Origin of the sequence: Limnobacter sp. MED105 (genome assembly GCF_000170915.1) — a bacterium.
Taxonomy (GTDB): Bacteria; Pseudomonadota; Gammaproteobacteria; order Burkholderiales; family Burkholderiaceae_B; genus Limnobacter.
Window position 1 is genome coordinate 94,938 of record NZ_ABCT01000004.1, and the last position, 20,235, is coordinate 115,172.

General features: G+C 51.1%; 21 protein-coding genes. 18 read left to right on the forward strand and 3 right to left on the reverse strand.

Going from position 1 to position 20,235, the window contains the following annotated elements; translation table 11 throughout:
- Window positions 1-133: 133 nt before the first annotated feature.
- A complete protein-coding gene (locus LMED105_RS05600; RefSeq protein ID WP_008249104.1) occupies window positions 134-3,052 on the reverse strand; it encodes an Rne/Rng family ribonuclease in 2,919 nt (972 codons plus the stop codon).
- Between the two features lie 459 nt (window positions 3,053-3,511).
- On the opposite strand from LMED105_RS05600, the gene LMED105_RS05605 reads away from it, so the two are divergent.
- The 4 genes from LMED105_RS05605 to LMED105_RS05620 are packed head-to-tail and all read left to right on the forward strand — an operon-like array spanning window position 3,512 to window position 6,479.
- On the forward strand, window positions 3,512-4,480 hold the full coding sequence (locus tag LMED105_RS05605; protein WP_156799556.1) for an RluA family pseudouridine synthase: 969 nt from the start codon (window positions 3,512-3,514) through the stop codon (window positions 4,478-4,480).
- Complete coding sequence (locus LMED105_RS05610) at window positions 4,477-5,136, forward strand: HAD-IIIA family hydrolase (protein WP_008249108.1); 660 nt, start codon at window positions 4,477-4,479, stop codon at window positions 5,134-5,136. The genes LMED105_RS05605 and LMED105_RS05610 overlap by 4 nt, the downstream gene beginning before the upstream one ends.
- Before the next feature lie 6 nt (window positions 5,137-5,142).
- Window positions 5,143-5,520 (forward strand): Rieske (2Fe-2S) protein, encoded by a 378-nt coding sequence (locus tag LMED105_RS05615; protein ID WP_008249110.1) that lies wholly within the window; start codon window positions 5,143-5,145, stop codon window positions 5,518-5,520.
- A 2-nt stretch (window positions 5,521-5,522) separates the two neighbouring features.
- Window positions 5,523-6,479 carry a S49 family peptidase gene (locus tag LMED105_RS05620; protein ID WP_008249111.1) on the forward strand — a complete coding sequence of 319 codons (957 nt, stop codon included), beginning with the start codon at window positions 5,523-5,525 and terminating at the stop codon, window positions 6,477-6,479.
- A gap of 16 nt (window positions 6,480-6,495) precedes the next feature.
- Here LMED105_RS05620 and LMED105_RS05625 read toward each other — a convergent pair whose 3' ends face one another.
- Entirely contained in the window at window positions 6,496-7,191 is a 696-nt protein-coding gene (locus tag LMED105_RS05625; protein WP_040512433.1) for an SAM-dependent methyltransferase, read from the reverse strand.
- Window position 7,192: 1 nt separating this feature from the next.
- Window positions 7,193-7,774: a nucleoside triphosphate pyrophosphatase gene (locus LMED105_RS05630; RefSeq protein ID WP_008249114.1), complete on the reverse strand. Its 582-nt coding sequence runs from the start codon at window positions 7,772-7,774 to the stop codon at window positions 7,193-7,195.
- A 74-nt stretch (window positions 7,775-7,848) separates the two neighbouring features.
- On the opposite strand from LMED105_RS05630, the gene LMED105_RS05635 reads away from it, so the two are divergent.
- The 14 genes from LMED105_RS05635 (at window position 7,849) to lepA (ending at window position 20,234) form a co-directional block, all read left to right on the forward strand.
- The gene (locus LMED105_RS05635) at window positions 7,849-8,439 is read left to right on the forward strand and encodes a DUF177 domain-containing protein (RefSeq protein WP_008249120.1); all 591 of its coding nucleotides are present in this window, start codon (window positions 7,849-7,851) and stop codon (window positions 8,437-8,439) included.
- A 24-nt stretch (window positions 8,440-8,463) separates the two neighbouring features.
- A complete protein-coding gene (rpmF, locus tag LMED105_RS05640; RefSeq protein WP_008249122.1) occupies window positions 8,464-8,646 on the forward strand; it encodes a 50S ribosomal protein L32 in 183 nt (60 codons plus the stop codon).
- A 65-nt stretch (window positions 8,647-8,711) separates the two neighbouring features.
- Window positions 8,712-9,794 (forward strand): phosphate acyltransferase PlsX, encoded by a 1,083-nt coding sequence (plsX, locus tag LMED105_RS05645; protein ID WP_083797109.1) that lies wholly within the window; start codon window positions 8,712-8,714, stop codon window positions 9,792-9,794.
- Window positions 9,794-10,771 (forward strand): beta-ketoacyl-ACP synthase III, encoded by a 978-nt coding sequence (locus LMED105_RS05650; RefSeq protein ID WP_008249126.1) that lies wholly within the window; start codon window positions 9,794-9,796, stop codon window positions 10,769-10,771. Before plsX ends, LMED105_RS05650 begins: the two co-directional genes overlap by 1 nt.
- Window positions 10,772-10,808: 37 nt before the next feature.
- Window positions 10,809-11,753 (forward strand): ACP S-malonyltransferase, encoded by a 945-nt coding sequence (gene fabD, locus LMED105_RS05655; protein ID WP_008249127.1) that lies wholly within the window; start codon window positions 10,809-10,811, stop codon window positions 11,751-11,753.
- A 13-nt stretch (window positions 11,754-11,766) separates the two neighbouring features.
- Window positions 11,767-12,519, forward strand: coding sequence for a 3-oxoacyl-ACP reductase FabG (gene fabG / locus LMED105_RS05660; protein ID WP_008249130.1), 753 nt, complete (start codon window positions 11,767-11,769; stop codon window positions 12,517-12,519).
- Window positions 12,520-12,601: 82 nt separating this feature from the next.
- Window positions 12,602-12,841, forward strand: a complete 240-nt coding sequence (gene acpP / locus LMED105_RS05665; RefSeq protein ID WP_008249131.1) for an acyl carrier protein — start codon at window positions 12,602-12,604, stop codon at window positions 12,839-12,841.
- An 84-nt stretch (window positions 12,842-12,925) separates the two neighbouring features.
- Window positions 12,926-14,164, forward strand: a complete 1,239-nt coding sequence (gene fabF / locus LMED105_RS05670) for a beta-ketoacyl-ACP synthase II (protein WP_008249132.1) — start codon at window positions 12,926-12,928, stop codon at window positions 14,162-14,164.
- A gap of 35 nt (window positions 14,165-14,199) precedes the next feature.
- Window positions 14,200-14,574, forward strand: a complete 375-nt coding sequence (locus tag LMED105_RS16780) for a hypothetical protein (protein WP_156799557.1) — start codon at window positions 14,200-14,202, stop codon at window positions 14,572-14,574.
- On the forward strand, window positions 14,561-15,163 hold the full coding sequence (rpoE, locus tag LMED105_RS05680) for an RNA polymerase sigma factor RpoE (RefSeq protein WP_008249133.1): 603 nt from the start codon (window positions 14,561-14,563) through the stop codon (window positions 15,161-15,163). Before LMED105_RS16780 ends, rpoE begins: the two co-directional genes overlap by 14 nt.
- A gap of 16 nt (window positions 15,164-15,179) precedes the next feature.
- Window positions 15,180-15,830 carry a sigma-E factor negative regulatory protein gene (locus LMED105_RS16165; protein ID WP_008249134.1) on the forward strand — a complete coding sequence of 217 codons (651 nt, stop codon included), beginning with the start codon at window positions 15,180-15,182 and terminating at the stop codon, window positions 15,828-15,830.
- Window positions 15,831-15,844: 14 nt separating this feature from the next.
- A complete protein-coding gene (locus LMED105_RS05690) occupies window positions 15,845-16,825 on the forward strand; it encodes a MucB/RseB C-terminal domain-containing protein (protein WP_008249135.1) in 981 nt (326 codons plus the stop codon).
- A gap of 15 nt (window positions 16,826-16,840) precedes the next feature.
- On the forward strand, window positions 16,841-18,316 hold the full coding sequence (locus tag LMED105_RS05695; protein WP_008249136.1) for a DegQ family serine endoprotease: 1,476 nt from the start codon (window positions 16,841-16,843) through the stop codon (window positions 18,314-18,316).
- A 124-nt stretch (window positions 18,317-18,440) separates the two neighbouring features.
- On the forward strand, window positions 18,441-20,234 hold the full coding sequence (gene lepA, locus LMED105_RS05700) for a translation elongation factor 4 (protein ID WP_040512512.1): 1,794 nt from the start codon (window positions 18,441-18,443) through the stop codon (window positions 20,232-20,234).
- Window position 20,235 lies beyond the last annotated feature (1 nt).

Sequence of the window (20,235 nt, forward strand, 5' to 3'; positions counted from 1 at the left end):
TTCATTGGGCTTTTGTTAATGCTTAGTTGAGCTGCAGGCTGCTAACTACCTGTATTCAACCACTTCTATTGAACCGGTGTAGCGTCAATTCAGTGGCTGAGGGATATAGTTTCCTGCTGCTTTATTTGCCTACTTAGTTTGAACCGCTTCTGAATTCAGGTTTGGTTTCAACCAAAACAAGGTTTTCTGTCGCAATTTGAACAACTGGTTTGCGTTCACGAGGAACACGCACTGGTTTAGGTATCGCCGCCAAACTGGATTGAACCACAGACCATTTTTCATGGTCGGTTTCTACCCACAACATACCTGCACTACTCAACATTTGTTCCAGTTCAGCCTTATTCAGCTTTGCAGCCTGCTTGGCAGGTTGTTCAGCTTCAGCAGCCTCCACTGTGTCAACAACAAGGGGTGCTGCTTCCACGGTGGTTTCTACTGCCGCTTCAACAGGCGCTTCTATGGTTTCTGCCACAGGTGCTGAGCTCGTCTCTTGAACTTGGGTTACTGCCGCAATCACCGACTGTACTGCCTGCACTTCCGCGACAGCAACGTTGGATTCATCGGGATTGTTTTCGGTGGAGCCCATTTGAGTAGGCTCTGCAGGCAAGCCCATTTCAGAGACATTCATGCCAGTGGCTGCAATCGGCTGTTCAGTACTTGCCTCGGAAACTTCATTTGGCTTGTCTGCCGAAGTTTCTGAATACTGTTGTCCAGTTTCAGCATTGTCACGTGCAGCACCATCACGATTGCCACCACGACCGCGGCGACGGCGACGGCGACGTGGCTCATCGCCACCCGCTTCTTCGTCACTGCCATACGACATGGTTTCAGCAATCTTGTTGGCGAGGTCTTCATCATCTGCTGCGTCAGCGGCCTGGAAGGTGTCTTCCGATTGCATCGCAGCCTGGTCAACAGCTGCACCAGCTTCACCTTCACCGGCACCACGGCCTCCGCGACCACGACGGCGACGGCGGCGACCGCCATTACGTTCGCTTTGTTCAGCGGAAGTTTCGGCAGCATCGGCGGCAACGGCTTCTACTGCGGCCAAAGGTTTCACTTCCAGTACTTCGGCGCCCGCTGCACGATCATCACGTGGTTTGCCTCGGCCACCACGATTTTGTTGACCAGAACGTGTTTGTTGGGCGTCGGCGGCTTTTGTCTCGTCGCCAGTTGATGCGCCAGTGGCCTCATCTTCGCGACCACGGCCACCGCGTCGCCGATTTCTACCTCCGCGACCATTGCGTTGATCGTTGCGATCACCTTGCGAACGGTTCTGTCCACGGCCACCACGGTCATTGGGCTTTTGTTCGATAACCACTGCTGGTGCTTCCGCTGTGGTGTCTCGCTTGAACCAGCTGATGATTCGCTGAATCAATGAAGGGCCTGCAGGTATAGCTGCCGCAACAGCCAATTCGGTTTTGGGTTTGCGTTCCTGATGGGGAGGCGCAGGCTGGGTCGGAATAACGCCTTTGATCACCGCTTCCTGACGTTTTACCGCTTCACCTTCCGTTTTTTTATCGTAATAGCTTTGCTCGTCTTTCGATGTGGCTAGTTCGAAACTTTGGCGCGGGTCTTCCAGGCGTTCATCGTCATGGCGCAGGCGAGTAATTTCGTAGTGCGGCGTTTCCAAGTTTTTGTTTGGAATCAGAAGCACATTGACCTTCAGGCGTGCCTCCAGTTTGTAAATCTCTGAACGTTTCTCGTTCAGCAGGAATGTAGCCACATCCACCGGAACCTGCACATGCACGCTTGCAGTGCCTTCCTTCATGGCCTCTTCTTGCAGAATACGCAGCACATGCAAGGCAGTGCTTTCCGTGTCGCGAATTACACCAGTGCCATTGCAGCGTGGACAAGTGGTATGTGAACCTTCATTCAGCGCGGGACGAATACGCTGACGGCTCAGTTCCATCAGGCCAAATCGGCTGATTTTGCCCATTTGTACGCGTGCACGGTCAAAGTGAAGGCTGTCTTTAACCCGATTTTCCACTTCCTTCTGGTTGCTGGCTTTCTCCATGTCGATAAAGTCGATCACGATCAAGCCGCCCAGGTCACGCAGGCGCAACTGTCGGGCCACTTCTTCAGCAGCTTCCAGGTTGGTGCGCAAGGCGGTGTCTTCAATGTCAGTGCCGCGTGTTGAGCGAGCCGAGTTTACGTCGATCGACACCAGTGCTTCAGTGTGGTCGATCACAATCGCGCCGCCCGAGGGCAGGGGAACCATACGGCTGTAGGCGGTTTCAATTTGGTGTTCAATCTGGAAACGGCTGAACAACGGAATGTCGTCGCGGTAGCGTTTCACCAAATTCATCATGTCAGGCATCACATGCTGCATGAATTGTTTGGCTTGATCGTAAATTTCATCAGTATCAATGAGTACTTCACCGATATCCGGGCTGAAGTAATCGCGGATGGCTCGAATCACCAAGCTGCTTTCCTGGTAAATCAGGAATGCGCCATTGGCTGATTTGCCCGCACCATCAATCGCAGTCCACAGCTGCAACAGATAGTTCAGGTCCCACTGCAGTTCTTCAACTGAGCGCCCAATACCCGCGGTACGGGCAATGATGCTCATGCCCTTTGGGTACTCAAGCTTGTCGAGTGCTTCCCGCAATTCCTGGCGCTCTTCGCCTTCAATACGACGCGAAACACCGCCGCCTCGAGGGTTGTTGGGCATCAGCACCAAATAACGGCCTGCCAGCGAAATGAAGGTGGTCAGGGCAGCGCCCTTGTTGCCACGTTCTTCTTTTTCAACTTGAACAAACAGTTCCTGACCTTCTTTGACGACGTCTTGAATGCGGGCTTTGCCGGCTTCAACGCCTTCCTTGAAATACTGACGGGAAATTTCCTTGAATGGCAGAAAACCGTGTCGGTCCTCACCATAGTTGACGAAACAAGCTTCAAGACTAGGTTCTACGCGGGTAATAATGCCCTTGTAAATGTTGCTTTTCCGTTGTTCACGGCCCGCTGTTTCAATGTCAATGTCGATGAGTTTCTGGCCGTCGACAATTGCGACCCGCAACTCTTCTGAATGAGTTGCGTTAAATAACATGCGCTTCATGCACACTCCAATGGCACCGCAGTGCGAAAAGAGATGCTGAAAAAGCGGAAGGAACAAAGAGATGCAAAAACGAATACAACAAAGCGCCGCTCGGCTTTAACCAAGAGCGGCGATTAAACTAAGGCATTGATATTTAATAATAAATATTGGTTCAAATTTCACCTGCGTAAGGTGGGCCTGCGTCGTTTTTGTTAGTACCCAGCGCTTCTTGTGCGCGCTGGTGCGTAAAATTCTTTGTTTCCAGCTTAAGGCGGGCATTCAGCCGCGCGCCTCTTTTTCAGCCATCATTGCCACCATCCAGGGTAGGCGGCACACCCACTAAATAAAATCGCGGTGGGGCGTATCCAGAAGTGATTTCGGACGCTTCCCAAGCGATAATCCGATTATATGCTGAACCCGCCCAATTGGTAAAACAAAGAATTGAAAACACAGGAAAAACCCAATCCCGACAGGGCTGTTTTGCTCGAAATTGACGAAAAACATCAAGACCAGCGATTGGACAACTTTTTGTGCAACGTGTGCAAAGGTGTGCCCAAAAGCCATGTGTTTAGAATTATTCGGTCCGGGGAAGTTCGCATTAACCGAAAGCGCGCTGAAGCAAAAACCAAGCTGTGTGTTGGTGATGTGGTGCGCGTACCGCCAATTAAGGTTGTTGAAAAACAAGATCTTGATTCACTTTCTTTAAGTGCTGGTTTAAATAAAACTCAGCTTTTAAAAGCTGCTGCTGACCTACCGATACTGTTTGAAGACGAGCATCTGTTGGTGGTGAACAAGCCGTCTGGCATGGCGGTTCATGGCGGCTCGGGTTCAAGTTTTGGATTAATTGAATGTATTCGTGCACTTAGGGCGGAAACTCATCAAGATTTGGAGCTTGTTCACCGAATTGATCGCGAAACTTCCGGAATATTGATTATTTCCAAAAAACGCAGTGCACTCAGAAAGTTACAAGAACAACTTAGAGCCAGGTCCTGGAAAAAATACTACAAAACCTTGGTGTTGGGTCATTGGCCAGAAGCTCTCCGGCAAGTCGATCTTCCATTGTTGAAAACACAGTCGAGCGAGAAAGAGGCCAGGGTTTTTGTGGATGAATCTGGTGATAAAGCCTGCACAAAGTTTAAGGTAATTCAGTGTTATAAATCATCTTATTCAAGCTTTACCTTAATTCAGGCTCAAATTTTGACCGGTCGAACTCACCAAATCAGAGTGCACACCAGTGCCAACAAGTTTCCAATTGCTGGCGACGATCGCTATGGCAATTTTGAAATGAACAAGCAGCTGGCCAGGCAGGGCTTGAAACGCATGTTTTTGCATGCAGCTCGCTTGCAACTTGTTCATCCCGCCACAAATGAAACTATAGTACTGGAGGCGCCTTTGGCTCCAGAATTAGATGGCTTTTTAAAATCGTTACAGGCAGTACAAAGCAGATGACCTACAAAATGGTGGTGTTTGACTGGGATGGCACCATACTCGACTCAACCGGTGCAATTACCCGTTCCATTCAGCGAGCCTGTCTTGATGCAGGGTTGCCCGACCCTGGCGAAGAAATTGCCTCTTATGTGATCGGGCTAGGCTTGAGCGATGCCTTGCGTCATGCCGCCCCTGGGGCCAACGAGGCCCAGATCGCCTTACTGGTTGAAAGTTATCGCAAGCATTATCTCAGTAAAGATCACGAGCTGGAGCTGTTTACCGGCGCCGTCCCCCTTTTGAAAGAACTGAATGAAATGGGGGTTATCTGCACTGTAGCCACCGGCAAAAGCAGGCAGGGCCTGAACCGTGCCATGGCCAATTCCGATACGGCCCGTTACTTTATGAGCTCGCGATGTGCCGACGAATGCCACAGTAAACCTCACCCCCAGATGATTCTGGAGTTGATGGAAGAATTCGACACAGACCCGGCTCACGTGGTCATGATCGGCGATACCACACACGATTTGAATATGGCCAATGCGGCTGGTGTGCATGCGCTTTCCGTTCAAACCGGGGCACATCCCCCCAAACTTTTGAACCAGGTGCCTCATTTGCAGTCTTTTCGTTCTATCAATGAATTGGCCCCATGGCTAATTCAAACCATCTCATCACGCTAATTTACTATGCAGCAAATTCAAGTATGTCAATCAAGTGATCTTGAAGAGGGCGGTACGGGTTACCGCTTCAGGGTGCTGTACAACAGCGAGGAAACCACCGCATTCATCGTGCGGGTTGATGACGAAGTCAGGTGTTTTTTGAATCGCTGTTCGCATGTGCCTGTTGAGCTTGATTGGAACTATGGCGAGTTTCTCGATGATTCGGGTCGAATTGTAGTCTGTGCAACGCACGGGGCCAGTTACGATGCCACCAATGGCAATTGCTTGGGCGGTCCATGCGACGGTAACCCGTTGGTGCGATTGAATGTCGAAGAAAAAGACGGTGCAGTGTACTGGACCCCGACCGACTTGATTACAGTACCAGCCGATGGTATCGAGGACTGAATATGAGTGATGAAAACAATCAATGGGAGCGCAAGCTCCTTGAAAAACTGGCCTCTGAAGCGCTGGTTGAGCAACGAAGAAAGCGTCGCTGGGGTATTTTTTTCAAGTTGATCGGTTTGGTGTACGTGGGCATTTTGATTGCCTCTGTATTGGGGCTTACAGCCACTCCCAGTCTTGAGGTCAGCCGCCATACCGCTTTGGTGGATCTCGATGGCGTCATCGCCAGCGATAGCCTGGCCAGCGCCGACCGAATCAACTCCAGCCTTCGCACAGCATTTGAAAGTGAAGGTTCAGTTGGCGTCATTCTTCGCATCAATAGCCCGGGTGGGAGTCCCGTTCAGGCAGGCCTGATCAACGATGAAATCAAGCGCCTGCGCGCTAAATATCCGGAAAAGCCTTTTTATGCGGTGGTGGAAGAGGTGTGTGCATCCGGTGGGTACTATGTTGCCGCGGCAGCCGATAAAATTTACGTCGACAAGGCCAGCTTGGTTGGTTCTATCGGTGTGGTGATGAACGGTTTCGGCTTCACAGGGACCATGGAAAAACTCGGTGTCGAACGCCGTTTGATTACCGCAGGTGAAAACAAGGGTTTCCTGGATCCCTTCAGTGAAGCAGACCCTTACCAGACTGAGTTTGCAAAGCAAATGGCAGAGGAAATTCATCAGCAATTTATTCAGGTCGTGAAAGAAGGCCGGGGTGAAAAACTGGCCCAAAACCCTGAGTTATTCAGTGGTTTGGTCTGGACTGGCGCCAAGAGTGTCGAACTGGGCTTGGCCGATGAGCTGGGTTCAATCGACACTGTCGCGCGTGATGTGTTGAAGGCGGAGGATATTCTGGACTACACCGAGCAGGATTCGTTTGCAGAGCGTTTTGCTGAGCGAGTAGGCGTGGTGTTTGGCCAAGGTGTTCGCAGTGTATTCCCAGAGTTTGGTGCACGCCAAACCCTGGGTTTTCAATAATTCGGTTTTAAACAGCTCAGGCTGACAGCCACAAAAACAGGCAAGGTGACTTGCCTGGGCTGGGCACTCTCTTTTTCCAGTGTCCCACCGTCTTCGTGTGGATTTGTTGCTCGTCGCCAGTCAAATCCCAGCCTATACATAGCAATGTCGAGTCTGAAAGTTGTTTCAGCAGCGCGTCTATCAGTTTTTCGTTTCTGAAAGGCGTTTCAATGACGATTTGAGTGCACTGTTGGGTCTTCGACTCCCGTTCGCTTTGCTTGATCCACGCATCGCGCTGCCCGGGGTCAAGGGGGGGATATCCGTAAAAGCGGAAGTTTTGACCATTCAAGCCGCTTGCCATCAATGCCAACAAAATAGAGCTTGGCCCAACCAAAGGGTGGACTGGGCATTCCAGTCGATGCGCCAACGCAACAATTTCTGCTCCGGGGTCGGCCACGCCAGGGCAGCCTGCGTCACTCATCACCGCGATGGGGTCTCCAGCCTTGCATCGCTGAATAACATCATGGCGTTGCTGTGGATTCAATTGCGCAATTTCAAGTATTTGAAGGTCTCGAATGGCTACTGGCATATTGAATAGTCCCAGCGCAGCCCTGGCTGGTTTTGCGTTTTCCACCAACCAGGTGTTGCATTGCCGCACCAATGCCAGATCTGCCTCTAGCAAAGGCTGTTTTGGTGTTTTCTGGCTTAGTGGGCTTGGGACTAAATAAAGCATGTCAGGGTAGGGTCAGTTCGAATTGTCGAAGCGCGTTTGCCACTTCGATCAGGGGTAGTCCTATCAGCGCCGTCGGGTCACTCGATTCGATCCTTTTGAGTAGTGAAATGCCCAATCCTTCGCTTTTTGCAGAACCTGCGCAGTCGTAGGGCTCCTCCGCAATTAAATAACGTTCAATTTCAGCCGCGTTCAACGCCCGAAACTCCACAGAGGTGGGTACCGTAAATTCAATGGATTGAGACGTTTCCTTGCAGCAAATACAAACCGCGGTGTGGAACACAATTGTTTTTCCACTCATGCTGCGTAACTGTGCCCGAGCCCTGTCATGGGTGCCTGGCTTGCTAATCGCCACGCCATCCACGTCTGCCACCTGGTCTGATCCAATGACAATGGCGGCGGGGTGTTCGGCGGCAACTGCCATGGCTTTTTCCCTGGCCAGACGTTGGCAAGTATCTAGCGGAGATTCATCGGGTTCAGGTGATTCGTCAATTTGCGGCGATTCGCACCTGAAGTTGATTTGCAGGCGGGTCAGCAACTCGCGGCGGTACTTGGAACTTGAAGCTAGATACAGTGAACGGGTCATTTGAATAGCGCGCTGGCTTTGACAGATTACGTTAGGCAGAGTATTATCGCGCGTTTCCTGCTTTTCTTATCGGCATGCGCCAAAAAGGCCCATTAAAACAGTTTGATGAATTCGACGCGTGGTCGTTTTCTCGCTTGGGTGAAAGCATCCGCAGTGAAGATGTAAAGTTTGATTTCCCAAGATTGGCGAGCGATGAGAACATACTGGCCAGTCATGTCGAAAGTTGGGAAGTGTCCGGGCGAATCAACGCCAAGTCTGAAAGCGTTATCCGGTTCAAAGGCCGGTTTACCGCAGAGCTTTCTTGTGTAGTGTGTGATTCAGGTGTGCAGCACGCCATCGACTTTGATCGTCATTTGATTTTAATGACTTCCGAAGCTCAAGCTGATGGCTACGATGAAGACACACTAGATGAAGACACCGACGTTGTTGCATGCCCGGGTGCGATAAACTTGCGAGATTGGCTGGAAGACGAAATTTTGTTGGCATGCCCCATGTTCCCCAAGCATGACGCCTGCGCTGAAGAAGCAGGGCGAAGCTGGCGAGAAGAGGGTGCCGACCTTGAAGATACTGACGACCATCAGGATGACACTGCTGATGGCCCAACACAGGAAGTACAGCGTCCTTTTGCCAACCTGAGCGATTTGCTCAAGGGCAGCAAGAAGTAACACTTTTATACATGGAGCTTTAAAATGGCCGTTCAACAGAACAAAAAATCACCTTCGAAGCGTGGCATGCACCGCTCACACCAGAACCTGACAGCGCCAACCTTGTCCGCTGATTCTTCTTCCGGTGAAACACACCTGCGTCACCACATCAGCCCCAACGGCATGTACCGTGGCAAGAAAGTAGTAAAAACCAAAGCCGACGAGTAATTATTTACAAATCAAAAAGGCAACTGCAGTCATGTTGCCATGAAAACCAAAAGGTCTAAGAACGGATGGTTCGCATAGCGATTGATTGCATGGGTGGAGACCACGGTTTATCGGTCACCATCCCGGCCTGTTTGCGCTTTCTCAAGCAGCACCCCGATGTTCAGCTAGTGCTCGTCGGAAAGCAGGCTGAAATTGAAGCAGCTTTGGCCAAGAAAAAAGCGTTGGAGCATCCCCAAATCACCATTCGTCACGCCAGTGAAGTGGTTGAAATGGACGAGCCGCCAGCGCAAGCCTTGCGCAATAAGAAAGACTCATCCATTCGAGTGTGTGCCAACCTGGTGAAAGACGGGTTGGCGTCTGCGTTCGTCAGTGCGGGCAATACCGGAGCACTGATGGCTATTTCCCGTTTCGTGCTCAAAACCCTCGACAGTATCGATCGCCCGGCAATTGCATCGGCCTTGCCCAATATGAAAGGCAAAGGCACTCTGATGCTCGACCTTGGCGCCAATGTGGATTGTGAGCCGGCTCACCTGTTCCAGTTTGCGGTCATGGGATCTGCGTTCGTAAAAGGCACCGAGGGAATTGAAAAACCCACGGTGGGTTTGCTGAACATTGGTGAGGAAGTCATCAAGGGCAATGATGTAGTCAAAAAAGCTTCTGAGTTGTTGCGCGCGAGCGAGCTAAACTTCTATGGCAACGTGGAAGGAAATGATATTTACAAAGGCACCACCGACGTAGTGGTGTGTGATGGTTTTGTGGGCAATGTCGCCCTGAAAACCTCTGAGGGCCTGGCTCAAATGCTGGGTGACATTATCAAGACAGAGTTCAAGAGAGGCCTTTGGCCCAAAGTTGCTGCTGTTTTTGCAGCACCAGTGTTGCTTCGATTCAAAAAAAGGGTGGACCACCGCCGCTACAACGGAGCAGCGTTGCTTGGGCTTAAAGGGATTGTGATCAAAAGCCACGGCTCGGCAGACGCCTATGCCTTCTTCTATGCGATCAAGCGTGCTTACGATGCAGCAAACGGCAATTTGCTGGACAGTATCAGGCTCACCATGTCGCACTACGTGCCATTGGCCGCTCCGGCGTCTAACAGCACGCAAGAAGCTGCAGCGCTACCACCCGAGGCAAAACCAGACCAAGTGATTTGATGTCTCAATACAGTGCAATCCTTGGCACCGGCGCAAGCCTGCCAAGGCGTGCGGTTTCAAACCAAGAGTTGACCGAGTTTCTTGCCAACAAAGGCGTGGAAACAAGTGCAGAATGGATTGAAACGCGCACCGGAATCAAGCAAAGATACCTTTGCGAAGCCGATGAAACCAACTGTCAAATGGCCAGTAAGGCCGCTTTGCAAGCCTTGAATGCCGCAGGGGTGTTTCCCGATCAGGTTGACTTGATCGTATTGGCGACCTCAACTCCCGACCAGGTTTTCCCATCTACCGCGTGTGCAGTTCAAGCTGAAATTGGCGCTAAAAAAGCAATGGCTTTTGATATTCAAGCCGTTTGCAGCGGCTTTGTCTATGCGCTGACTGTCGCTGATTCCATGATTCGTTCTGGTCAGGTCAGGAATGCGTTGGTTATTGGTTCTGAGGTATTTAGCCGCCTGATGGATTGGAGTGACCGCACCACTTGTGTGCTGTTTGGAGATGGTGCTGGTGCTGTATTTTTACAAGCCAGTGACGAGCCGGGTATTTTGGGCTGCAAGTTGCACTCCGACGGCACTCTGGGCTGTATTTTGAACACCACTGGTCGCATCGACGGCGGGAAAATTGTGGGTGATCCTTTTTTGCGCATGGATGGGCAAGCGGTGTTTCGTCAGGCTGTGTCGGTGCTGGGCAGCAATGCGCTTGAGTTGTTTGAAAGCCTGAATTTCAAGCTTGAAGACCTGGATTTCTTGGTGCCACATCAAGCCAATGTTCGAATTTTGCATTCGGTTGCCAAAAAACTGAAGCTTCCTGAAGAAAGGATAGTGATCACGGTTGGCATGCATGGCAACACGTCGGCGGCGTCTGTTCCCTTGGCTTTGAACCACGCCGTAGAGCAAAAACAGATTAAAAAAGGCGATAACGTGTTGTTACAAGGTGTCGGGGGCGGTTTTACGTGGGGCAGTGTGCTCGTTCGCATGTAAAATAGCGCAAATTGCAAATTAGATGAATTCCTCGAAAATGACAAAAAAAATCGCCTTTCTGTTTCCTGGGCAGGGTTCGCAAGCCGTGGGTATGCTGAATGCATTCAAAAGCAATCAATTCACGGCCAGCGTTTACGCCACAGCAGCACTGGAGGCCGAGCAGGCACTGGGGCAAGACCTTGCAGCATTGATTGAACAAGGGCCGGCTGAATCACTCAACTTGACTACCAACACACAGCCAGCCATGTTGATGGCCGATGTGCTGGTTCTGCGCGCCTGGCTTGCTGCTGGCGGTGCCATGCCCAATTTGGTCGCAGGGCACTCTTTGGGTGAATACGCAGCGCTGGTTGCAGCGGGTGTTTTCAGTCTCTCCGAGGGTTTGGGGCTGGTTCGTATTCGTGCCCAAGCCATGCAAGAGGCTGTTCCTGTGGGGCAGGGTGGCATGGCCGCCATTCTAGGCTTGACCGATGAGCAGGTTAAGCAGGCTTGTCAGCAGGCTTGCGTGAATGGTGAAGTGGCTGAAGCCGTGAACTTCAACGCACCTAGCCAGGTGGTGATTGCCGGTAGCGCCCAAGGGGTGAAAACGGCTTGCGAGGCCGCCAAGGCATTGGGCGCCAAACGTGCCCTTGAGTTGCCTGTGTCCGCGCCTTTCCATTCCAGCCTGATGAAGCCAGCTTCCGTCAAATTGGCGGCTGCTTTGAGCAACACAAATTTCAGTACTCCATCAATGCCTGTGTACAACAACATTGATGTGGCTGTAGAATCCGATCCCGCAAGAATTCGTGATGCGCTGGTGCGTCAGGCCTATGGCCCGGTTCGGTGGGTTGAAACCATTCAAGCCATGACCACTGCCGGCACAACACTGTTTGTGGAATGTGGTCCAGGCAAGGTGTTGGCGGGTTTGGTGAAGCGAATCAGCGATGTACCTGTGGTCAATATTTTTGATCCGGACAGCATTCATGCGGCGCTTGGCGCCGAATAAAAGGATTAGCCGAATGACCATGTTTGATTTGACCGGAAAAGTAGCCTTGGTAACGGGTGCCAGTCGTGGCATAGGCCGTGAAATCGCCGTAACCTTGGGCCGAGCAGGGGCTACCGTGGTAGGCACGGCCACCTCTGAGGCGGGTGCAGCTGACATTTCTGAAGGTTTAAAGGCCGCAGGCGTAAAAGGTTTTGGTGCGGTACTTAATGTGACCGATACGGCAAGTCTTGAGCCCTTGTTTTCAAGAATTGCTGAAGAATTAGGGCCCTTGGCGATTTTGGTCAATAATGCCGGAATTACCCGTGACCAGCTCTCCATGCGCATGAAAGACGAAGATTGGGATGCGGTGATCGCCACCAACCTGTCTGCCGTGTTCAAGTTGTCCAAACTGGCCATGAAACCGATGATGAAGGCACGTACTGGTCGTATGATCAACATCACTTCAGTGGTGGGCACAAGCGGCAACGCCGGGCAGGCCAATTATGCTGCGGCCAAAGCTGGCGTGGCGGGAATGACGAAAGCGCTGGCGCGTGAACTGGGAAGTCGCAATATCACGGTAAACTGTGTGGCGCCCGGATTCATCCAAACTGACATGACTGATGCACTGAACGAAACGCAAGTGGATCAGTTGAAGCAACAAATCCCGTTGGGTCGTATGGGGCAGGTAGGCGACATTGCTGCGGCAGTGCTATACCTGGCCAGCGATCAGGCGGGGTATGTAACTGGAACCACATTACACGTGAATGGTGGAATGTGGATGGGCTAATAGCAAGGCATTTAGAATATGATCTGTCATATCGCTTTGCTATTCTCACTCGATTTTATTAAAAACCCACGGAGGCTCCGTAATGGAAAACATTGAACAGCGCGTTAAAAAGATTGTGGCCGAGCAACTCGGCGTAAAAGAAGAGGAAATCAAGAACGAATCTTCTTTCGTAGATGATCTGGGCGCTGATTCCTTGGACACAGTGGAATTGGTCATGGCTTTGGAAGAAGAATTTGAAACAGAAATTCCTGACGAAGAAGCTGAAAAGATCACCACAGTTCAACAAGCGATTGATTACGTTAAGACAAACTCTAAGTCTTAATGGCTGAATTTGAAGGGGTGCGGAGGAAGCCTGCCTTCCTCGGCCCCTGCCTGTTCAAGCAAACATTGGATATAGGGAGGGCTTGTGAGCCGTAGACGAGTTGTTATTACCGGTTTGGGCATCATTAGCCCTGTGGGTAATTCTGTAAGCGAGGCTTGGACAAGCCTGACCCAAGGCAAATCTGGCATTTCGACCATTACCCGGTTCGAAACGGAAGCCCTGACAGCAAAAATTGCCGGCGAAGTCAAAGGCTTCGACGTGGCTGAATATATTCCCGGGAAAGAAGCTGCTCGAATGGATACATTCATCCATTATGGGCTGGCTGCAGGCATTCAGGCATTCAAAGACTCTGGTCTTGAAGTGACCGAACAAAATTCTGAAAGAATTGGCGTAAGCATTGGTTCCGGTATCGGTGGTTTGCCGATGATTGAAGACACGCACACTGATTTGATCAACAAAGGGTACCGTCGTATTTCCCCATTTTTTGTACCAGGTAGCATCATCAACATGATCTCCGGCCACATGTCCATTATGTACGGCCTGAAAGGTCCTAATATTGCCATGGTGACTGCGTGTACAACGGGAACGCATTCAATTGGTGAGGCTGCGCGAATTATTGAGTACGGTGATGCCGATGTCATGATTGCCGGTGGTGCTGAATCCACTGTTTCACCACTGGGCATCGGTGGTTTTGCTGCCATGCGTGCCTTGTCTACCCGCAATGATGACCCAACAGCTGCAAGTCGCCCCTGGGACAAAGACCGTGATGGTTTTGTTTTGGGCGAGGGCGCCGGTGTGCTGGTGCTTGAAGAATACGAGCATGCCAAAAAACGTGGCGCAAAAATTTATGGGGAAGTGGTGGGTTACGGCATGAGTGCCGACGCGAGCCACATGACAGCCCCGTGTGCGGATGGTGATGGTGCAGCGCGCTGCATGAAAGCCGCTTTGCGCAATGCCGGGATGAACGCTGATGATGTGAACTACGTGAATGCACATGGTACTTCGACTCCCTTGGGGGATGTAGCCGAAACCATGGCAGTCAAGCGTGCACTGGGTGATCACGCTTACAAAACTGTGGTGAATTCAACCAAAAGCATGACAGGTCATCTGTTGGGTGCTGCGGGTGGCATTGAAGCCGTATTCACTGCACTGGCCGTTCATCACCAGGTTTCGCCACCCACAATCAACTTGATTGAGGCTGGCGAAGGTTGCGATCTCGATTACTGCGCCAACACGGCCCGCGAGATGAACATCAAACTGGCCTTGTCTAATTCCTTTGGCTTTGGCGGTACCAACGGTACCTTGGCCATTGCACGGGTGTAACGGGGCGCTCCTTGTCAAACATTCGGTCGGGCAGCATGTTGAATGAATTTACATTCGCTGCCCGAGTTGTATCTGCCTCGCGCAAACCCGAAAAGCTTGTGTTCAACTTCACCTCGGAATGCGATTCAGACACATACGTTAAGTTTGATCCCCGGTTCTTTCTGATCCGCGCAATATCAAACGGACAGGAGCACCATCTGGTTTCTTTTTATCGGGCTTGGGTTTTGCCGTTCGGCATATTCCTGTTTTCACAACAATCTGCATTTTTGAAAGCCAGGGTGCTGTTTGTACCTGCTTCTTCACCGGCGTTTCGTAAGCTGCGTGTTTTGGCGTGTCGGCTACAGTCGCATGAAAACGCCGAAAAGCCTTCACTTTCCAGTTATTTTTGGAGGATGAATGTCCTCCGATAAAGACGATGATCTGTTGATCGTTCAGCGCGTTCAGGCGGGTGACAAACTCGCATTCAACTTGTTGGTGAACAAATACCACAGGCGAGTGGCCCGCTTGCTCACGCGCATGGTTCGCAATCAGGAAGACATTGAGGATGTGGTTCAGGAAACATTCATCAAGGCTTACAGGGCCATCGGTAATTTCCGGGGTGACAGCGCCTTTTACACCTGGATCTACCGCATTGCCATTAATACCGCCAAGAATTTGCTGGTGACGCAGGGACGGCGTCCTTCTACCCTGAAAGAATCAAATGACGGGGACAGTGAAACTTTTGAAGACAATGCTGCTCTTAGTAACATTGATACGCCGGAATCGCTCTACCAAACCAAGCAGATCGGTGAAGCGGTCAATGAGGCCATGGCGGCGTTACCCGAAGAGTTGCGATCTGCAATTGTCATGCGCGAGATTGATGGCCTGAGTTACGAAGAGATTGCCGCGGCAATGGATTGCCCAATCGGCACGGTTCGATCCCGAATCTTCCGTGCGCGAGAATCCATTGCGGCAAAAATCAAACCTTTGTTGGAACCCAAAGGCAGTAAGCGTTGGTAAACCGGTGAGTGTAGAAATGAACAGAAACGAACAAATTTCCGCGATGTTGGACGGCGAGCTTGATGAAGCTGAGCTTAAACTCTTGCTTGGCGCCATGGGTGCCGAAGAGGCCCAGACCTGGCAGGGTTATTGCGCGGTGGGCGACTTGATTCGTTCAAGCGAGATGATCGCATTTCACTCGCCAGATTTGGTGGGGCGCATTTCGGCAAGTTTGGAAAACGAGCCCACAGTGGTTGCGCCAGTTCTGGCTGCTCAAATGGGCCGTCAAACTGCACTGCAGCGCGTATTTGCCGCTGGGCGTTCGCGCCGTTTGCTGGCTTCGGTGGCTGCCGTGGGATTTTTCAGTTTCGCATTGAACCAAGCCATCCCACCCTTGGATAGCCAGGTACAAATGGTTCGGACACAGGCTGTCGAAAATACATTTACCGATGAAGAGTTGGCACTTTGGCAAGAATATTTCATGGCTCATCAACAGAACAGCATTCGAGGCGGATTGTCGGGTGTGTCGCCAATAGCCAGGGTAGAAGCAGACCGTCCGATGCTGGATAACACCGAAACCATTATCGTGAACAACTCTGGCGCTGGTGAATGGATGAATGTGTGGGAACCTTCCCCCTACAGCACCGATCCCAGTGTTGAGTTCAATTATGTTTCATCCCGCCGCTAAGTGACATTGAAACTATGAAGATGTACCGCCCGTTTCACTTTGCCAAACATGTTGCAACCGGCGTTTTGTTGGCTTCGGTCGCTTTCGCTGCGCACGCGGATCAAAGTCTGTGGAGTTTGGTGTGGGCTAGCCACGATCAAGCCAAATCCTTGAGCTATTCGGGGTTGCTGATCACCGAATCTGGCAAACACTCTCAAACCAGCAAGCTTTTGCATCAGGCAACTGCAGGTGGTGAGTTCGAGGTGCTTGAACGACTCGACGGTCAGCCTGCAAAGTGGATTCGGCACAACGATCAAATTCAATGTGTGATCCCCGATCGTAAAATGATCCTGACTGAGCGTCGCCATACCTCGATTGCATTTCCCAGAGTGCTGGCCGGGGCGGACGGTTCCAATTCCCTTGAAAAGCTATACACAATCAGTGAAATGCCAGGTCGCCGTGTTGCGGGCCGTGCGGTGCGTGTATTGAAGTTGACCCCGAAAGATGATTTGCGTTACGAATATAGGCTTTACGTCGATCGCGAAAACAAGCTTTTAATGCGCTCGGAGCTGTATTCTCCGCAGGGTGAGGTGCTTGAAAACGTGGGGTTTAAGGAAATATCATTTGAACCGGCACTGATAGAAAATCCCTCGTTGGCCAAGGCAGGGCCTGGGTGGCGAACCAGTAGCACAGAGGTGCGTACACTGACCCCCAGCGAACTGACCTATGATCTTCCAGACATCGCGTTTGGATTCAAGAAGGCTGACACGGTTTGCAGGGTGAAATCCAAGGACGATCAGATTCATCAAACCGTTTATTCGGATGGTTTGTCTACATTGTCAGTGTTTGTTCAGAAAATACAAGCCAGTCACTCAATGCCGCAAGTGCCTATGAGCCACGGTGCAGTGATGTCGAAGTCTGAAACTCAGGGCCAGCACCTAGTGACAGTGCTGGGTGAAGTGCCCGAGAAGACCTTGGGACTTTTTTTAAAGTCCGTTCGTTGGAAGTCTCAATAACAAGGAAATTTTTAAATGAGATCTGAAGTGTTGAATTCCCGAAATTTTGTATGGATGGCCTTTTTTTTGCTGGCCACATTGCTTTTTGCAGGCTCGATTCCAGCCCATGCCCAAGCCAACTCACGCGGCTTGCCCGACTTTTCCGATTTGGTGGATCGCGTTGGTCCCGCTGTGGTCAATATTCGCACCACCCAAAAAGTAAGCCAGAACCCTCAGGGCTTCCCCGGTTTTCCGGGTATGGATCCCAATGATCCGTTTTTCGAGTTTTTTCGCCGCTTCATGCCTCCAGGCACGCCGATGCCAGGACAGCCGGGCCAAGCACCTCGTGGAGGCCAGCAGGCCCCGGAACGTGAAGTACCGAGCGGTGTAGGCTCAGGTTTTGTAATCGATTCAGACGGCTACTTGCTGACTAATCACCATGTAGTAGACGGGGCAGAGTCAATTATCGTCACCTTCCCGGACAAGCGGGAATTCAAGGGCAAGGTGATTGGTTCAGACCAGCGCACTGATGTTGCTTTGGTGAAAATTGAAGGCAAGAACCTTCCATTTCTGAAAATTGGCAACGTGAACAACACCAAGGTAGGTCAATGGGTGGTTGCGATCGGTTCACCTTTTGGTCTCGAGAATTCAGTGACCGCGGGTATTGTGAGTGCCAAAGGCCGCGATACGGGTGAGTATTTGCCGTTTATTCAAACTGACGTGGCTGTCAATCCCGGCAACTCTGGTGGCCCACTGTTGAATCTTGATGGCGAAGTGATTGGCATCAACTCCCAGATTTACAGCCGCACTGGCGGTTTCATGGGTATTTCTTTTGCCATTCCAATTGATGAAGCCATGCGTGTGGCCAAGCAATTGCGTGAGAACGGCAAAGTAAGTCGCGGGCGTATCGGCGTTGGAATCGGAGAGGTGGACAAAGACGTGGCCAAGGCTTTGGGACTAGATTCCGCTGTGGGTGCCTTGGTGGGGTCTGTTGGCAAAGACAGCCCAGCCGACAAAGCGGGTGTAATCGCTGGTGACATTATTTTGCGCTTTGATGGCAAGAAAGTGGAGAAGGCCTCGGATTTGCCACGAATAGTGGGTGAAACCAAGCCGGGTAGCAAAGTTAATATGGTTTTGTGGCGCAAAGGTGCTGAGAAAACTGTGTCAATTACAGTGGCAGAATTTGAAACTGAGGCTGCAAAGCCAGCGGCGGCACCTGCTGAAAAACCAAAACCAGTTGAGGCTGACAAACTTGGCTTGACCGTGACCGATCCAACCGGTCAGGAAAAGTCGACTTTGAACCTGGCTGGCGGTGTGGTGGTGCACAATGCTGTCGGTATGGCCGCAGCGGCGGGCATTACGGCGGGTGACGTAATTCTGCGAGTGGGTCGAACCGACATCACCTCGGCCAAGCAATTTGCAGACTTGGTCAAGGCGATTCCAAAAGGGCAGGCAGCCCCAATGTTGGTACGTCGTGGAGAGAACTCTTTCTTCGTGGTGTTGACACCCTGAATCTTTAGTTCTGAACAACTCGATAGCCCTAGCGAAATATGCTGTAAAGCAAGGCCTGATCGGGTAAAATGAGACGTTACCGAAATTCTCAGGGGGCCAAGCAGCCCCCTTTTTAATGATGCAAATGCAGCACATACGCAATTTTTCGATCATCGCCCACATTGATCACGGGAAATCCACGCTTGCCGACCGCTTGATTCAAAAATGCGGTGGTTTGAGTGATCGGGAAATGGATTCTCAAGTGCTTGATTCGATGGACATTGAGCGAGAGCGTGGCATCACAATCAAAGCGCAAACCGCCGCGCTTACCTACAAAGCCAAAGACGGCAACACCTATTTGCTCAATTTAATTGACACACCAGGGCACGTCGACTTTTCTTACGAGGTGAGCAGGTCGTTGTCGGCCTGTGAGGGCGCTTTACTGGTTGTTGACGCCTCGCAGGGTGTAGAGGCCCAAACCGTGGCCAATTGTTACACCGCTTTGGACCTGGGTGTCGAAGTACTGCCGGTGCTGAATAAAATCGATTTGCCGCAAGCCGATCCAGAAAATGCCAAGTCTGAAATTGAAGATGTGATTGGCATTGATGCTTCCGAGGCCATCGCCATTTCCGCAAAAACCGGTCTCGGCGTGGACGACGTACTGGAGTTGATCGTCAACAAGGTTCCACCCGCTCGCGGTAGCCGAGATGCTCCTTTGCAAGCCTTGATTATCGATAGCTGGTTTGATAACTATGTGGGTGTGGTGATGTTGGTCCGCGTGATCAACGGTGTACTAAACCGCAAAGACAAAATCAAACTGATGGCCACAGGTGATACCTACATTGCCGACGACGTGGGTGTTTTTACGCCCAAGTCGGTTGCGCGCGATTCGTTGTCCGCTGGCGAAGTAGGTTACATCAATGCCGGTATCAAGTTGCTGGAAAGTGCCAAGGTTGGAGACACAGTAACATTGGCAGGCAAGCCTGCTGACAAACCCTTGCCCGGCTTCAAGGAAGTACAGTCTCAAGTGTTTGCGGGTTTGTTCCCCGTAGAATCAAACCAATATGAGGCTTTGCGAGAGGCCTTGGACAAATTGCGTTTGAACGATGCTGCCCTGAATTACGAACCTGAAGTATCTCAGGCGTTGGGATTCGGTTTCCGTTGTGGTTTCCTGGGCATGTTGCACATGGACATTGTGCAAGAGCGTTTGGAACGAGAATTTGACATGGACCTGATCACCACCGCCCCCACGGTGGTGTACGAGATCAAGCAGCGCGATGGCACCATTCTTCGCGTAGACAATCCATCTAAAATGCCTGATCTTAGCAAGGTGGACGAAATTCGTGAACCGATTGTAGTGGTCAATTTATTAATGCCACAAGAATATGTCGGTTCAGTCATGACCCTGTGTACTGGTCGGCGTGGTACGCAAACCAATATGGTTTACCACGGGCGTCAGGTGCGTATTACGTTTGAAATGCCCATGGCCGAGATCGTGCTCGACTTTTTTGACAAGTTGAAGTCGACCTCGCGTGGTTATGCATCCATGGACTATGCATTCAAGGAATACAGGCCAGCAGACATCGTGAAAGTAGACATGTTGATCAACGGTGAGAAAGTGGATGCCTTGTCGATCATGGTTCACCGAAGCAATGCGGTTTACCGAGGCCGAGCAGTGGCGGGCAAAATGCGGGAAATCATTTCCCGTCAAATGTTTGATGTGGCCATTCAGGCGGCAATTGGCGCCAACATTATTGCCCGTGAAACTGTAAAAGCCCTGCGTAAAAACGTATTGGCCAAGTGCTACGGGGGTGATATTTCACGCAAGAAAAAACTGTTGGAAAAGCAAAAGGCAGGCAAGAAACGCATGAAGCAGGTCGGTAACGTGGAAATTCCGCAAGAAGCGTTTTTGGCTATTCTCCAAGTGGAAGACAAATAAC

What these genes read in the sequence shown, in the direction of transcription:
- LMED105_RS05600 (WP_008249104.1), bottom strand. Translation starts at nt 3,052, where the DNA reads ATGAAGCGCATGTTATTTAACGCAACTCATTCAGAAGAGTTGCGGGTC.
- LMED105_RS05610 (WP_008249108.1), top strand. Translation starts at nt 4,477, where the DNA reads ATGACCTACAAAATGGTGGTGTTTGACTGGGATGGCACCATACTCGAC.
- LMED105_RS05615 (WP_008249110.1), top strand. Translation starts at nt 5,143, where the DNA reads ATGCAGCAAATTCAAGTATGTCAATCAAGTGATCTTGAAGAGGGCGGT.
- LMED105_RS05620 (WP_008249111.1), top strand. Translation starts at nt 5,523, where the DNA reads ATGAGTGATGAAAACAATCAATGGGAGCGCAAGCTCCTTGAAAAACTG.
- LMED105_RS05625 (WP_040512433.1), bottom strand. Translation starts at nt 7,191, where the DNA reads ATGCTTTATTTAGTCCCAAGCCCACTAAGCCAGAAAACACCAAAACAG.
- LMED105_RS05630 (WP_008249114.1), bottom strand. Translation starts at nt 7,774, where the DNA reads ATGACCCGTTCACTGTATCTAGCTTCAAGTTCCAAGTACCGCCGCGAG.
- LMED105_RS05635 (WP_008249120.1), top strand. Translation starts at nt 7,849, where the DNA reads ATGCGCCAAAAAGGCCCATTAAAACAGTTTGATGAATTCGACGCGTGG.
- rpmF (WP_008249122.1), top strand. Translation starts at nt 8,464, where the DNA reads ATGGCCGTTCAACAGAACAAAAAATCACCTTCGAAGCGTGGCATGCAC.
- plsX (WP_083797109.1), top strand. Translation starts at nt 8,712, where the DNA reads ATGGTTCGCATAGCGATTGATTGCATGGGTGGAGACCACGGTTTATCG.
- LMED105_RS05650 (WP_008249126.1), top strand. Translation starts at nt 9,794, where the DNA reads ATGTCTCAATACAGTGCAATCCTTGGCACCGGCGCAAGCCTGCCAAGG.
- fabD (WP_008249127.1), top strand. Translation starts at nt 10,809, where the DNA reads ATGACAAAAAAAATCGCCTTTCTGTTTCCTGGGCAGGGTTCGCAAGCC.
- fabG (WP_008249130.1), top strand. Translation starts at nt 11,767, where the DNA reads ATGACCATGTTTGATTTGACCGGAAAAGTAGCCTTGGTAACGGGTGCC.
- acpP (WP_008249131.1), top strand. Translation starts at nt 12,602, where the DNA reads ATGGAAAACATTGAACAGCGCGTTAAAAAGATTGTGGCCGAGCAACTC.
- LMED105_RS16780 (WP_156799557.1), top strand. Translation starts at nt 14,200, where the DNA reads ATGTTGAATGAATTTACATTCGCTGCCCGAGTTGTATCTGCCTCGCGC.
- rpoE (WP_008249133.1), top strand. Translation starts at nt 14,561, where the DNA reads ATGTCCTCCGATAAAGACGATGATCTGTTGATCGTTCAGCGCGTTCAG.
- LMED105_RS16165 (WP_008249134.1), top strand. Translation starts at nt 15,180, where the DNA reads ATGAACAGAAACGAACAAATTTCCGCGATGTTGGACGGCGAGCTTGAT.
- LMED105_RS05690 (WP_008249135.1), top strand. Translation starts at nt 15,845, where the DNA reads ATGAAGATGTACCGCCCGTTTCACTTTGCCAAACATGTTGCAACCGGC.
- LMED105_RS05695 (WP_008249136.1), top strand. Translation starts at nt 16,841, where the DNA reads ATGAGATCTGAAGTGTTGAATTCCCGAAATTTTGTATGGATGGCCTTT.
- lepA (WP_040512512.1), top strand. Translation starts at nt 18,441, where the DNA reads ATGCAGCACATACGCAATTTTTCGATCATCGCCCACATTGATCACGGG.